Origin of the sequence: Streptococcus oralis subsp. oralis, assembly GCF_000960035.1 — a bacterium.
Taxonomy (GTDB): domain Bacteria; phylum Bacillota; class Bacilli; order Lactobacillales; family Streptococcaceae; genus Streptococcus; species Streptococcus oralis_G.
On the sequence record NZ_JYGR01000005.1, the window covers coordinates 921,141 to 935,448 of the forward strand.

A 14,308-nucleotide genomic window follows, 5' to 3' on the forward strand; every position below is an offset into this window, starting at 1 on the left:
ACGCCTTTAGCGTCAAGACGATGTTTATCTTTTTTACACGGTTCTTAGGGCGTGTTCACTTCCGCGAACAATGTATCTTCTCCTTTCTATTCGTCGCCTCACAGAGCGACATTAAATAAGATACAAAGGACGAATAGAAAGCGATTGAATTTTAGGAAACCAAGGAAGGATTGACAATCCAAGTTGATTTCTCTAAATTCCGAGCTTTCCGTCCGTGTTCAGTTACATAAATTCTCTAACGAGCTTTTACTCGTTCTTAGTTTGCTTGTTTAAAAGCTTCCATCATCTCGATAAATTCATCAAAGAGGTAGCTAGCGTCGTGTGGACCAGGAGCTGCGTCTGGGTGGAATTGTACAGAAAAACCTGGTTGGTATCTGTGACGAACTCCTTCAACTGACTTGTCATTGATTTCTTCGTGGGTAATGATCAAATGCTCTGGCAAGTCCTCACGGCTGACTGCATAACCATGGTTTTGGCTGGTAAAGTCTACACGTCCTGTTGCAATCTCACGTACCGCGTGGTTAAATCCACGGTGACCAAATTTCATCTTGTAGGTCTTAGCCCCGTTTGCCATGGCAAAAAGTTGGTGTCCCATACAAATACCGAAGATTGGGATTTTCCCTTGCACACCACGAATCATGTCCAGTGCTTCTGGAACATCTTCTGGGTTACCTGGACCATTTGACAACATAACTCCATCAGGATTTAGGTGGAGAATTTCTTCTGCCGTCGTTGAATACGGAACAACCGTAACGTTACAGTTACGCTTAGAAAGTTCACGTAAGATTGAGTGCTTGAGCCCAAAGTCTACCAGAACGACACTCAATCCAACTCCAGGAGCAGGATAAGCTGTCTTAGTAGAGACTTGCTTGATATTATCTGTCGGCAAGACTGTTGCTTGGAGCTGGTCCGTCACATGGTCCATACTGTCCCCAACATGAGTCAAAGTTGCACGCATGGTACCATGCTTACGGATAATCTTGGTAAGTGCACGCGTATCAATCCCTGAAATACCTGGAATTTTCTTAGCTTTCAAAAATTCATCTAGCGTCATTTGGTTGCGCCAGTTGCTAGCTCTACGTGCCTCTTCGAAAACAACGACTCCCTTACAAGTTGGAATGATGGATTCGTAATCATCACGGTTGATTCCATAATTTCCCACCAAAGGATAAGTAAAGGTCAAGATTTGTCCATTATAAGACTGGTCTGTAATGGATTCTTGGTAGCCGGTCATCCCTGTGTTAAAGACGATTTCGCCTGTTACATCAATATCTGCTCCGAAGGCCTTTCCTTCAAAAACTGTACCATCTTCTAATACTAGAAGTCTTTTTGTCATATTTTCACCTCTCGTGGACGCTCACTGGCGTCTTTTAACGTCTTGTGTTTTAGTTGGCGTTCCTACTCGCCAATACGGATTCTAAGATTGCCATTCGAACAAAGACACCGTTGGTCATTTGTTGGACAATGCGTGATTTTGGTGCTTCAACCAAGTGGTCAGCAATTTCCACATCTCGATTAACTGGAGCCGGATGCATAATGATTGCTGTTTCTTTTAAGCGATTATAGCGTTCTTGGTTCAAACCGTGTTGAGCATGGTAGTCTTCTTTTGAAAAAACTGCTCCACTATCATGGCGTTCATGTTGAACGCGGAGTAACATCAAAACATCCACCTGATCAACAATCTCATCAATAGTTACAAACTGTCCATAGTCCGCAAACTCTTGACTTCTCCATTCCTCAGGACCTGCAAAGAACAGTTCAGCACCCAAGCGTTTCAAAATCTGCATATTGGATTTGGCAACGCGTGAGTGGTCCAAGTCGCCTGCAATAGCAACCTTGAGACCCTCAAAGTGGCCAAATTCCTCATAAATAGTCATCAAATCAAGCAAGCTCTGGCTAGGATGTTGTCCCGAACCATCCCCACCATTGATAATGGAAGTTGTAATCGACGGACTTGCAATCAACTCTCTATAATAGTCGACCTCTGGGTGGCGAATCACACAGACATCCACTCCTAAAGCAGATAGGGTCAAGATGGTATCATAAAGTGTCTCACCCTTATTGACCGAACTAGTCTTCACATCAAAGTCCAGTCGCTCCAACCCTAGCTTAATCTCTGCCACTTCAAAGGACTTATGTGTCCGTGTAGAATCTTCAAAGAAGAGATTAGACACGATAGGTTTGTTCTCGTAGGGAAGTTGGGCTCCGTTTTTAAACTCGATACCTCGTTTGATCAATTTCATCACTTGATCGACAGTGAGGTCTTCCATGGAAACCACATGGTTCAATGCTTGTTGATTTTCTGACATGGCTACTCCTTCAGCTTTCTAAGCTTCTTCAGTAATCAGAACTCTGTCTTGGCCATCAAGTTCTGTCATCTCTACGATGATTTCTTCAGAACGGCTAGTTGGGATATTTTTCCCAACGTAATCTGGACGGATAGGCAATTCTCTATGTCCACGGTCAACTAGCACCGCAAGACTCACGCGCGCAGGACGACCATGGCCGACAATGTTATCAATAGCAGCACGGATAGTACGGCCTGTATAGAGTACATCATCCACCAAGATAACCTCACGGTCAGTCACATCAACAGAAATCAAAGAAGTATCTTCTCCGCTTTTAACATCATCACGGAAAGGTTTGGTGTCCAATTCCACAACAGGAACTGTGATGTTTTCCAACTGCTCCAAGCGTTCTTTGATACGATGAGCGATGAAAACACCACGCGTTTTTATCCCTGCTAGGATAATCTTATTCAAATCTTTATTGCGCTCAATAATCTCATAAGTAATTCGCGTAATCGCTCGTTTGACAGTCAATTCGTCTACAACTTCTTTTGTCTTCATGACAAACCTCCAAAAAGAAAAGTCTCCTTCTACAAGGAGACTTGAAATGTATGGCCAAGCGAGCCCAACTATAAACAGTATAGACTTCACCCTTCTACTTTATCGCGCTCCTTGCCTGCCTCACGGGACAGGTTTAAAGGACTATTTAGTTACCATTTACTATAGCATAAAGCACCCTTAAAATCAAGCAAAAACTTTTTTCAGTGTCCTCTTAAACATTGCTAAAATCATACAGTTGGGGATAGTGATCGCATTCTGGATTTTTGGGATGACAGATAGCTCGTCCAAAGTAAATCATGGCCTGGTGAGCTGCTAACCATTCTTCTGGTGGCAAGACATCCATAACACGTTTTTCTACTTCAAGTGGCGTAGCTGATTTTTTAACGATATCATGATGCTTGCAGATACGCTCCACATGAGTATCCACTGCAAAAGCAGGAATCCCAAACCCCACACTCATGACGACATTTGCTGTTTTACGACCAACACCCGCTAGACTTTCTAATTCCTCTCGTGTCTGAGGCACTTGACCATCAAAATCGTCTAGTAACTGTTGGGCACATTTTTTAAGGAATTTGGCCTTATTTCGATACAGTCCCAGGCGAGAAATGTGTGAAGCAATTTCACTCTCTGTCGCGACAGACATGGCTTGTGGCGTTGGAAAAGCAGCAAAGAGACCTGGCGTGGCCTTATTTACCGCTGCATCTGTCGTCTGAGCTGACAACATCACCGCAACCAAGAGTTCAAAATGATTGCGAAAATCTAGACTTGGTTTGGCATCTGGAAAAAGGGCAATAATTTCCTCAATGACATGACGGGCACGTTTCTTGGATAAAACCATCTACTCGTCTCCATCAAACAGTCCTTGCAAGCCAGCAAATGGACTATTTTCTTCTTTCTTGACTGCTTGTTGGGCTTGGTATTCGTCTTCAGTCATGATTTGCCAGTCATTACCTGAAACAAATCCTTGGCCCGCCTCTTCTTCTGCCGTCAAGACTTTGATAGGGATATTGAGCAGAATATTATCTGCTACGCTCTCAGCAAGGTCGATTTCCCCATTTTCGATAGGCAAGACCAAGTCATCATCAAGAACCTCCTGGTCCAGTTGGTTGATCGCTCCTTCCATGAAGACCTCTGTGACTGGATAAGACTCAGCCAACTCAACTGGCTCCATACTGCGGCTGGAAGCAAGAACAATGGTATAAGATAGCTGATAGTCTAAGAAATACAAACGGTCTTCGTACTGCACCTTTCCCACTGCAAGGATATCTTTGACATCTAAAATCTCTTGATTTCGTTTACGCAAGTCTGCTGCCAGGTCTAAAGCTTGTTCAAAGTGTAGGCCTTCAGGCTGCTTACGAATTTCTTGAATATTTAACTTCATATTTCCTCCATAAAGATGTACTCACTTGATTATACCATGAAAAGGCTATAAGTCAGCTTTACAAACTTTGATATTAAAATCTCATTTTTCAACATATTTACTATGACAATTTTTCCTTTAAGTGCTATACTATAGGCAAGAATACATCAGAGCAAGGAGGATGCTCACATGGAAGACAAAGCACTCATCACTGAAGCTTACCAACTCCTTTCCGAGTTAAATAAAAGCTACCAAAGCTGCAAACAAGGAACAGCCGATGATCTTCGACTGCAAGAGCTGCTGAACACCACTCTTAAGGAACTAAAAAAAGCAGAAAAGCTAGACAACAGTATCTTAATCGACCTTGAGAAATTTTACCAACGCACCAGTCTTCTGATTGGACTAGGGAGCCTAAAACTAAACGACCCAGCTCGCACTGCTTGGCGAAACTATGACAAGTTCCACTACGAACATGTCAAACACGTATTAACTCTCTATGGGCCTGTTTTTGGTTTTTAGAGCTTGAAATTACTTGTTTTCTATTGACAAAATTTCCTTAAAGGTATAGGATAGAGGTACTAATACTCGGAGGTATGGGAGACATGAACAACTAATCTATCAAATAAAGAACTTTATTTAGTAGATCTTGTTTTTGTCTCTTTTTGTGTGCTCTTTTTATACTAGATTTTCTAGTATCCTGTTCTCATTGAAAATCGAAAAACTAGAAAGCTATGCTCCTCTTGGGTTGGGTTAGGCAGCTCCAAGCTAGTTTGACGAGTTTTTCAACGAGGATAATAGAGTTTTGACAGTGACTTTGGGCTCTACTAGATAAAGTAGAGCTTTTTGCTATGCACTATGAACATTCTAGAAAGGGCAAAAATATGATAAAAATCAATCATCTGACCATCACACAAAACAAAGATTTACGAGACCTTGTATCTGACTTAAGCATGACTATCCAAGACGGGGAAAAGGTTGCTATTATTGGTGAAGAAGGAAATGGCAAATCAACTTTGCTGCGAGCTTTAATGGGGGAAGCATTACCTGATTTTACTATCAAGGGCGACATCCAGTCTGACCTTCAATCACTGGCCTACATTCCTCAAAAACTCCCTGAAATCCTGAAAAATAGGACTCTACACGACTACTTCTTTTTGGATTCTGCTGATTTAGACTACAGTATTCTTTATAGTTTGGCGGAGGAATTGCACTTTGATAGCGACCGTTTTGCTAGCGACCAAGAGATTGGCAGTCTATCAGGGGGCGAAGCTTTGAAAATTCAGCTCATCCACGAGTTAGCAAAACCCTTTGAGGTTCTATTTTTAGATGAACCTTCAAATGACCTAGACCTTGAGACGGTTGATTGGCTAAAAAGACAGATTCAAAAGATTAGGCAAACTGTTATTTTCATTTCCCATGATGAAGACTTTCTTTCTCAAACGGCAGATACTATTGTCCACTTGCGACTGGTCAAGCATCGGAAAGAAGCAGAAACACTAGTCGAGCATTTAGACTATGATCGCTATAGTGAGCAGAGAAAGGCTAGTTTTGCCAGACAAAGTCAGCAAGCTGCTAACGACCAGAGAGCCTATGACAAAACCATGGAAAAACATCGTCGAGTTAAGCAAAATGTAGAAACTGCACTTCGAGCTACCAAAGACAGTACTGCCGGTCGCCTATTGGCTAAAAAGATGAAAACTGTTCTCTCTCAAGAAAAACGCTTTGAAAAGGAAGCTCAGTCCATGACCCAAATGCCACTTGAAGAAGAACAAATCCAACTTTTCTTTTCAGACATCCAGCCATTAGCGGCTTCTAAAGTCTTAATCCAACTGGAAAAAGAAAATTTGTCCATTGGCCAGCGCATTTTAGCTCAGGAGTTACAACTAATTGTCCGTAGTCAAGATAAAATCGGTATCATAGGGCCTAATGGTGTTGGAAAATCAACTCTGTTAGCCAAGTTACAACAACTCTTAAGCAACAAAAGAGAAATTTTGCTTGGTTTTATGCCACAAGATTACCATAAAAAACTGCAATTGGAGATGTCACCAGTAGCCTATCTCAGCCAAACCGGACAAAAAGAGGAACTACAGAAAATCCAATCTCATTTAGCCAGTCTCAATTTCAGCTATCCTGAGATGCACCACCAAATCCGCTCCCTATCTGGTGGGCAACAAGGTAAACTTCTACTTTTGGATTTAGTGTTGCGCAAACCAAACTTTCTCCTTCTGGATGAGCCTACACGAAACTTTTCTCCCACTTCTCAACCTGAAATCAGAAAACTCTTTGCCTCCTATCCTGGCGGTCTCATCACTGTTTCGCATGACAGACGTTTCTTAAAAGAGGTCTGTACGAGTATCTATCGTTTGACAGAAAATGGTTTGGAGGTCGTCGATTTACAAGATTTATAATTTTTGAACATAGCAAAAATCCAGAGACGACCTCTGGATTTTTTTACATGTGTTTCAAGCGTTCGATTCGTTCTGAGATAGGTGGGTGGGTATAAAAGAGTTTTTGAAGCCCGCCACCTTTCTTCGGATCATTGATATAAAGAGCGCTGCTGGCATCGTCAACATGGTGATGCATCGGCTCGCTATTCTCCAACTTACGCAAGGCATTGATCATCCCTTGAGGATTGCGAGTCAGCTCCACACTGGATGCATCCGCCAGAAATTCCCTCTGACGGGAAATGGCAAGTTGCACCAAGGTTGCTGCGAGAGGTGCTAGAACAATGGCTAAGAGAGAGATAACAAGCATGATAATCTCCAAACCATTTCCATCGCGATCATTATCACTCCGTCTGCGACCTGCGCCACCCCACCACATCATCCGTCCTGCCATACTAGACAGAAGGGTAATGGCACTGGCAAGTGCAACAGCAATGGTCGAAATGCGGATATCGTAGTTCCGAATGTGACTGACTTCATGCCCCATAACAGCTTCTAGCTCCTCACGATTCATGATAGCTAAGAGACCCGACGTTGCTGCGACTGCTGCATTCTGCGGATTCGAACCTGTTGCAAAGGCATTTAAAGAAGAATCCTCAATGATGAAAACACGTGGCATGGGGATCTGAGCAACCATGGCCATATCTTCTACTACATGGTAGAGGTCTGGAGCTGTTTGCTCATCAACCTCACGCGCCCCATTCATAGACATAACAATCTCTGTCGATTGAAAGATCATGGTCAGAGCGTAGATAAGACCAATAATCAAGGCAATAATCATGCCACCAAGACCTGAACGCATGAAGAGATAGCCAACAGCATAACCAACCAAGGCCAAGAGTAGGAAGAAAACCAGCAACAAAATCCAAGTTTTTCGTTTATTGCTCGCAATTTGATCAAACAACATCTTAGTCACCTAAACCGCTAAAGTCAACTTTAGGAACTGCCTTTTCCTCTTCAGGCGTTTGAAGGAAGTCTGCAGCTTTAAAGCCAAATAGCCCTGCGATGATGTTGCTTGGGAAACTTTCAAGTTTTACATTGTAGTTGCTGACAACACTGTTGTAGAGTTGGCGTGAGTAAGAAATTTTATTTTCTGTATTGGTCAACTCTTCTTGCAATTTGATAAAGTTAGCACTAGCTTTCAAGTCTGGGTAATTCTCTGCTACTGCAAAGATACCAGAAATCTGGCGGGTAAGGGCATCACTGGCCTTCATAACTTCTGCCGGTGAAGTTGCTGCGGCTACTTGTCTACGAAGTTCTGTTACTTTTTCCAAAGTAGAACCTTCATATTTCGCATAGCCTTTGACTGTTTCAATCAAGTTTGGGAGGAGATCATTACGACGCTTCAACTGAACATCTATCTGGCTCCAAGCCTCCTTGGTCTGCATACGATTTTTAACCAAACCGTTATAGCTAACAATCACAAAAATAACAATCAGAGCCAAAACTCCAAGAATAATCCAAGTCATAATCTTTTTCCTTTCTGCTTTTAGATTACTACCAGTATATCAAATTTTTAATGAATATGGTAAAATAAGATGATACTAGAGAAGGAAACTACTATGAAACCAGAAACATTTTACAGCCTACTAGCTGAGCAAAATCTTCTACTTTCGGACCAGCAAAAGAACCAATTTGAACGGTATTTTGAACTCTTGGTCGAGTGGAATGAAAAGATTAACCTGACCGCTATTACAGATAAAGAAGAAGTTTATCTCAAACATTTTTATGATTCGATTGCACCTATTCTGCAAGGCTTGATTTCAAATGAAACTATCAAACTTCTTGATATCGGAGCGGGGGCAGGATTTCCTAGTCTGCCCATGAAAATTCTCTATCCTCAGTTGGAGGTGACCATCATTGATTCGCTCAATAAGCGCATTAACTTCCTTCAGCTTTTAGCTCAGGAGTTGGATTTGGATGGTGTTCACTTCTACCATGGACGGGCAGAAGACTTTGCCCAAGACAAGAACTTCCGTGCCCAGTTTGATGTGGTGACAGCTCGTGCGGTTGCCCGTATGCAGATCTTGTCTGAGCTGACCATTCCCTATCTTAAAGTTAGCGGCAAACTATTGGCACTCAAGGCCAGCAATGCTCCTGAGGAATTGCTAGAAGCCAAGAACGCTCTCAACCTCCTCTTTAGCAAGGTAGAGGACAACCTCAGCTATGCCCTGCCAAATGGAGATCCGCGCTACATCACTGTCGTCGCAAAGAAAAAGGAAACACCTAACAAGTACCCAAGAAAGGCTGGCATGCCCAACAAACGCCCACTTTAAACAATGGTGCCCCCTTGTTTAAAATTCAGAAAACCATTTACAAAATCAACTTCGCTCTCACATTTCTAGGCTCGGGGAAAATTCGTTTACAAAACGGACCTCGCTCTCGCATTTCCGGGATCGGGAAAAATTCGTTTACAAAACGAATTTTTTCTGCTATACTATCCTAAGCAAAGGTTTTTAATGTCATCCTGTGAGGTGACGAAGGCGCAGATTTATATAAATTTTTAAAAGATAGCTATTTTTTAAAAAGTCTTACTCTGAGGGCCTATTGCTGCAAAATAATGGGCTCTTTTTTGGTGCCCAAAAGTGAGGTTTTTATGAAACAGGAATCAACTGTTGACTTGTTACTAGACGTTGATCAACGTCCTTCTGCTGGTAAAGGAATTCTTCTAAGCTTCCAGCACGTGTTTGCCATGTTTGGTGCAACCATTCTCGTTCCCTTAATTTTGGGAATGCCCGTATCGGTTGCTCTCTTTGCTTCCGGTATTGGAACACTTATCTACATGATTTCTACTGGCTTTAAGGTTCCAGTTTATCTAGGTTCTTCATTCGCCTTTATCACAGCTATGTCTCTAGCCATGAAAGAAATGGGAGGCGATGTATCTGCTGCTCAAACTGGGGTCATCTTGACTGGTTTGGTCTATGTCCTTGTAGCAGCAAGTGTTCGTTTTGCAGGTACGAAATGGATTGACAAACTCTTGCCCCCAATCATTATCGGACCTATGATTATCGTTATCGGTCTTGGTCTTGCTGGTTCTGCTGTAACGAATGCTGGACTTGTGGCAGACGGAAACTGGAAAAATGCTCTTGTAGCCGTTGTTACATTCTTGATTGCAGCCTTTATCAACACAAAAGGAAAAGGTTTTCTCCGTATCATTCCTTTCCTCTTTGCCATCATCGGTGGGTATATCTTCGCTATGATGCTTGGTTTGGTTGACTTTACCCCAGTCCTTCAAGCCAACTGGTTTGAAATTCCTGGTTTCTACTTGCCATTTAGTACAGGTGGAGCCTTTAAAGAGTACAACTTGTACTTCGGTCCTGAAACAATCGCCATCTTGCCAATCGCTATTGTAACAATTTCAGAACACATCGGAGACCACACAGTTTTGAGTCAAATCTGTGGCCGTCAATTTCTAAAAGAACCAGGACTTCACCGTACGCTTCTCGGTGACGGTATCGCGACATCAGTATCTGCTTTCCTCGGTGGACCAGCTAATACGACTTACGGAGAAAATACAGGAGTTATCGGGATGACTCGTATCGCTTCTGTCTCTGTTATCCGTAACGCGGCCTTCATCGCGATTGCTCTTAGCTTCCTAGGGAAATTCACTGCCTTGATTTCAACCATTCCAAATGCTGTGCTTGGTGGCATGTCCATCCTTCTCTACGGAGTTATCGCCAGCAACGGTCTAAAAGTTTTGATTAAAGAGCGCGTTGACTTCAGTCAAATGCGTAACCTCATCATCGCAAGTGCCATGTTAGTACTTGGACTTGGTGGAGCTATCCTCAAACTTGGACCAGTTACACTTTCAGGTACTGCTTTATCAGCCATGACAGGAATCATCTTGAACTTGATTTTGCCACACGAAAATAAAGATTAATCATCTCTACACACAAAATCCACTCGATTGAGTGGATTTTTTTATTACTTACTCTTTATTTCCAACAGTAAATCTTTCAATGAAATAATGGTCACGGCTAGTAAAATCATAGCCATACCGACAAAATCAATCGCATAAAACTGTTCCTTCATAATCAGAAAGGCAAAGAAAACGGCAGAAATTGGTTCTATGGAAGCTAATAAACTAGACTTAACAGGGCCTATCAGACTAGCTCCCTTTAGGAAAGTTGTATAGGCAAAAACCGTTCCGATGATGATAATCCCAGCAAATGCAAAGAGAAAATCTAAGCTGGTTGGTATGCTGGCCTGTAAGACTCCTGTGAAAGGAATAGCCACTACACCAGAAATAACCATCCCAACACCAATCACCAAAATACTGCCCCACTTCTTAATCAAAGCGATGGGAAGGATAATATAGAGGGCATAGGTTAGGGCAGAAAAGAGGCCCCAGAACAGACCTATGGGTGTGACAGACAACTGGTCAACTTTCCCATGCGTCGCAATCAGAAAAGTTCCTCCAATTGCTAAACCAATCGAAATAATCTCAGCCAGAGTAGGCGCCACCTTATCCTTGATACAAGTATAAACCAAGATCCCAACGGGGCATACATACTGGAGAACTGTCGCCGTGCCAGCATTGGTTTCCTGAATGGCAGAAAGATAGGCAAACTGGTTTAAGAAAAGCCCGAACACTGCAAATAGCAACAGAGATAGCAGACTTTTTCTGTCTTTTAAAAAAGCATAGAGTTTATCCTTTGAAGTCGTATAGGATAAGAACACCAGTGCCAAGCCTGCAATAATAAGTCGCAAATTGGTCAAGACTAGAGCAGAAATCCCGTGTGCCATTAGGTATTGGCCACTGGTTCCTGACAAGCCCCAAGCAATCCCTGCCACTACTGTATACAGAGTTCCTTTTACGGTTTTTGACATGCTTCACCCCTACTCTTCTTGACGAATCATTTCCATGACTTGGTTTCGATCGACTATCCACTGGGAACGCTCATCCTTCTCATACGTTCGATTGGATAAAAAGATAGCCACCTCCTGCTTCTCCCGATTCCACATAATGAAGGTACCTGTATAGCCCGTATGGTCGAGCCAAGCTCCTTCCAGATTCCAGGCTAGGGAACGCTCCTTATCATCTAAAGGAGAAAAATTTCGGCTCAATTCTGCAGCAAAATCATCTTTCAAGTAATGTTCCAGGAAGATCTGCAAATCCTTAACAGTCGAAAACAAACCAGCACTTCCTGCATGTTTCCCTAATAGACGGGCTTTGGGATCGTGAATGATTCCGGCCTCTACTCCTCTCACTGTTGGTACAGCTTGCTCAACGGGACCAAACTTGGTCTCTTTCATTCCCCATGGTTCCAAAACTTGTTCTTCTATAATCTGATCCAATTCTTGGTTAAAGATTTTTTCCAAAAGAAAACCCAAGAGTAAAAAGTGAACGTCCGAGTATAGGAAGGCTGGCTGATTTCGTCTGTTGAGGTGAAACATGGCTTCTCTTAATTCAGGGGCAGTCAAGAGGTCCCGATTTGGGATAAAGGGGTCCAAGTCTGTGGCATGGGTCAGAAGTTGCCGTATAGTGATATCAGGATAATCACACTCCGGTAAAAAATCCGTCACCGGTCGATCAATATCGAATTTGCCCTGCTGCCACAAGAAGATAAGAACCGTCCCCACTCCCACGACTTTACTCACACTGGCCAAATCATAAACCAAACCGGTTTCTGTCTTCAAGTCTCGTTCTGGATCACTCAATCCTAGATAAGACTCTTTCCATTCACCATCCTTATAATATGCAAAAGAGGCACCAGGATAAATCCCTGCCTCGATTTGATTTTCTATTTTTCTTATAATTTTTTCCAACTTCATGCTTCTTCAAACCATAATTCAATGTTATTGGTATCTTTACCAAGGAAGAATTTTTCAGACTTAGGGACAAAGTAGCCTGTCTTTTCAAATTTCTGACGAAGACTGGTTAGATCAAAATTCTTGACTAAAAATTTTAACATAGTCAGGTCCCAAGTGACATTGTTTTCAACAGCCAAATCTGGTCCTTGTCCTTTAGTAAAGGTAATTACTGGCGCTACTCCTTCGGGATCAAGTAAACTCTCTGTCCCTTCAGGCAAACGCAACTCCATAGAAACCTCAAATTGGCTCACGTATTTTATACTTGTATTTGAATAAAATTCAGGAACAGTTTCCAGTGGAACCAGATCTCTTACATCATTTTCCGCATGAACAAGGATCACATCCTCTTCAGGAGAGACAATCTCAAAAGCATACCCACGGTTTCCTTTAAATAGGCGAGGAAGAGACTTCATTTGAGAAAGGAGGGCCTCGATTTCGGAGGGATTTTCAACCTTTATCAAGAGTCTAGCTAGCTTCTTAAGTCCTTCAACTCTGCGTGTTCGCATGCTTGGAGCCTCTTCTAAAATCAATCTCTCCGTAGCTGTCTGATCACCTAAGGAAAGAAAGGCAGACTCTTCCAGCAAAGGTTTCATCCCCAGGGTTTCAATGTAAAATCTTTCATTTAATTTTCGATTATTAACTTTTAAAGTCGGAACGATCCGAACAATCTCATTCACCTTCATAAATTCCTCCAACTCTTTTATTTTAAAGGATTTTCGAATATTTTACAAGCCATATCTATTTTATTTAAAAATTTTACAAGAAAAAAACTGGGATTCCCCAGTTTCATTTCTTATAGGTAAAGTAGTTTGAATAGTGCTACTGCTGCAATACCCGCTGCAATTGGAGCTACAACTGGAACCCATGCATACCACCATTTTGAATCACCCTTGTGTTGACCAAAAACTGATTTTGGAAGGAGTTCGTGAAGAAGACGTGGTCCAAAGTCACGAGCTGGGTTCAAACCAGGTCCAGTAGGTCCACCAAGTGAAGTTACCAAGGCCATCACTAGAAAACCAAGTGCCAAGTGCGCAATTCCAAGACCTGGTGCCAAAAATGGAGCGGCTTGGTTTTTTGCTTGCTCAAGCGCTGCTGTTACTTGTTCTTGAGGGATGGTTGTTCCTTGCGCTGCTGCTTGAGCTACTTGGTCATTAATTGTCGCCTGAGCTTTCGCTACTAATTCAGCACCAAAGAAGTTTTTAGTCAAACCAAGTGCTGCAAAGAAAAGAACAAATGAACCTACAAACTCATTGAGGAAACCGTTAACAGTAGCTGCAAAACGTGATTCTTTTGTACCGTGGTCGATGCTTGAAATCGTTGAGAAGGTACCCAAGATATTGTTTGGATTTTCTGTCTTCAAGTAGTAAGGACGGTGAGTCGCTACAACCAAAGCTTGACCAAAGATTGCTCCCAAAACTTGTGCTAGGATGTAATATGGTACTTGCTCCCAAGAGAAAAGTCCACTAACAGCAAGTCCAAGAGTGAAAGCTGGGTTGATGTGGTTACCAGATACATTACCAAACATCAAGGCTGGAATCATAACCCCCATACCATAACCAACCGCGATAACGAGCCAGCCACTTTGGTGACCTTTCGTACCTTTAAGTTCAACGTTAGCAACTGCACCATTACCAAGAATGATCAAAATAGCAGTTCCCAAGAATTCTGTGGCATATTTAATAGCCCATGTAAAATCCATTTGATAGATTCTCCTTAAATTTTTTTAGACAATCCTTATTCTATCAATTTTTAGGCCTTTTAGCAATATCTTTTCTAAAAGAATCTATGGAAAACGCTTTATTTAACTTATCTTTAAGAAAAGGACAAAAGAAGTTAAA

Annotated in this window: 15 protein-coding genes; 4 read left to right on the top strand and 11 right to left on the bottom strand. The window is 42.2% G+C overall.

Features of this window, described 5'->3' with window-relative positions:
• Window positions 1–256 precede the first annotated feature (256 nt).
• The 5 genes from TZ92_RS07810 to TZ92_RS07830 all read right to left on the bottom strand — a co-directional run bounded on the left by TZ92_RS07810 (window position 257) and on the right by TZ92_RS07830 (window position 4,233).
• Window positions 257–1,336 (bottom strand): carbamoyl phosphate synthase small subunit, encoded by a 1,080-nt coding sequence (locus TZ92_RS07810; RefSeq protein ID WP_033629964.1) that lies wholly within the window; start codon window positions 1,334–1,336, stop codon window positions 257–259.
• Window positions 1,337–1,385: 49 nt separating this feature from the next.
• Window positions 1,386–2,309, bottom strand: coding sequence for an aspartate carbamoyltransferase catalytic subunit (locus TZ92_RS07815; RefSeq protein ID WP_001293853.1), 924 nt, complete (start codon window positions 2,307–2,309; stop codon window positions 1,386–1,388).
• Window positions 2,310–2,327: 18 nt separating this feature from the next.
• Window positions 2,328–2,849 (bottom strand): bifunctional pyr operon transcriptional regulator/uracil phosphoribosyltransferase PyrR, encoded by a 522-nt coding sequence (gene pyrR, locus TZ92_RS07820; protein ID WP_000850018.1) that lies wholly within the window; start codon window positions 2,847–2,849, stop codon window positions 2,328–2,330.
• A 211-nt stretch (window positions 2,850–3,060) separates the two neighbouring features.
• Window positions 3,061–3,690, bottom strand: coding sequence for an endonuclease III (nth, locus tag TZ92_RS07825; RefSeq protein ID WP_000244432.1), 630 nt, complete (start codon window positions 3,688–3,690; stop codon window positions 3,061–3,063).
• On the bottom strand, window positions 3,691–4,233 hold the full coding sequence (locus TZ92_RS07830; protein WP_033629965.1) for a YceD family protein: 543 nt from the start codon (window positions 4,231–4,233) through the stop codon (window positions 3,691–3,693).
• Between the two features lie 168 nt (window positions 4,234–4,401).
• Here TZ92_RS07830 and TZ92_RS07835 point away from each other — a divergent pair, with 168 nt between their 5' ends.
• Both TZ92_RS07835 and TZ92_RS07840 read left to right on the top strand, forming a co-directional pair.
• A complete protein-coding gene (locus TZ92_RS07835) occupies window positions 4,402–4,731 on the top strand; it encodes a hypothetical protein (protein ID WP_033629966.1) in 330 nt (109 codons plus the stop codon).
• Between the two features lie 329 nt (window positions 4,732–5,060).
• Window positions 5,061–6,620: an ATP-binding cassette domain-containing protein gene (locus TZ92_RS07840; RefSeq protein WP_033629967.1), complete on the top strand. Its 1,560-nt coding sequence runs from the start codon at window positions 5,061–5,063 to the stop codon at window positions 6,618–6,620.
• A 43-nt stretch (window positions 6,621–6,663) separates the two neighbouring features.
• Here the strand turns inward: TZ92_RS07840 and htpX are convergent, their stop codons facing one another.
• Together htpX and TZ92_RS07850 are read right to left on the bottom strand one after the other, a co-directional pair.
• Window positions 6,664–7,563 (bottom strand): zinc metalloprotease HtpX, encoded by a 900-nt coding sequence (htpX, locus tag TZ92_RS07845; protein ID WP_000895755.1) that lies wholly within the window; start codon window positions 7,561–7,563, stop codon window positions 6,664–6,666.
• A 1-nt stretch (window position 7,564) separates the two neighbouring features.
• Window positions 7,565–8,125: a LemA family protein gene (locus tag TZ92_RS07850; RefSeq protein ID WP_033629968.1), complete on the bottom strand. Its 561-nt coding sequence runs from the start codon at window positions 8,123–8,125 to the stop codon at window positions 7,565–7,567.
• Window positions 8,126–8,218: 93 nt separating this feature from the next.
• Here TZ92_RS07850 and rsmG point away from each other — a divergent pair, with 93 nt between their 5' ends.
• On the top strand, window positions 8,219–8,932 hold the full coding sequence (rsmG, locus tag TZ92_RS07855; RefSeq protein ID WP_033629969.1) for a 16S rRNA (guanine(527)-N(7))-methyltransferase RsmG: 714 nt from the start codon (window positions 8,219–8,221) through the stop codon (window positions 8,930–8,932).
• 320 nt (window positions 8,933–9,252) lie between these two features.
• Entirely contained in the window at window positions 9,253–10,536 is a 1,284-nt protein-coding gene (locus TZ92_RS07860; protein WP_000808282.1) for a uracil-xanthine permease family protein, read from the top strand.
• A gap of 44 nt (window positions 10,537–10,580) precedes the next feature.
• Here the strand turns inward: TZ92_RS07860 and TZ92_RS07865 are convergent, their stop codons facing one another.
• The 4 genes from TZ92_RS07865 to gla form a co-directional block, all read right to left on the bottom strand.
• Window positions 10,581–11,486 carry a DMT family transporter gene (locus TZ92_RS07865; RefSeq protein WP_033629970.1) on the bottom strand — a complete coding sequence of 302 codons (906 nt, stop codon included), beginning with the start codon at window positions 11,484–11,486 and terminating at the stop codon, window positions 10,581–10,583.
• Between the two features lie 9 nt (window positions 11,487–11,495).
• Window positions 11,496–12,431, bottom strand: a complete 936-nt coding sequence (locus TZ92_RS07870) for a serine hydrolase domain-containing protein (RefSeq protein WP_033629971.1) — start codon at window positions 12,429–12,431, stop codon at window positions 11,496–11,498.
• Window positions 12,428–13,153 carry a CppA N-terminal domain-containing protein gene (locus TZ92_RS07875; RefSeq protein WP_033629972.1) on the bottom strand — a complete coding sequence of 242 codons (726 nt, stop codon included), beginning with the start codon at window positions 13,151–13,153 and terminating at the stop codon, window positions 12,428–12,430. The genes TZ92_RS07870 and TZ92_RS07875 overlap by 4 nt, the downstream gene beginning before the upstream one ends.
• Before the next feature lie 110 nt (window positions 13,154–13,263).
• Window positions 13,264–14,169, bottom strand: a complete 906-nt coding sequence (gene gla / locus TZ92_RS07880; protein WP_033629973.1) for an aquaglyceroporin Gla — start codon at window positions 14,167–14,169, stop codon at window positions 13,264–13,266.
• Window positions 14,170–14,308 lie beyond the last annotated feature (139 nt).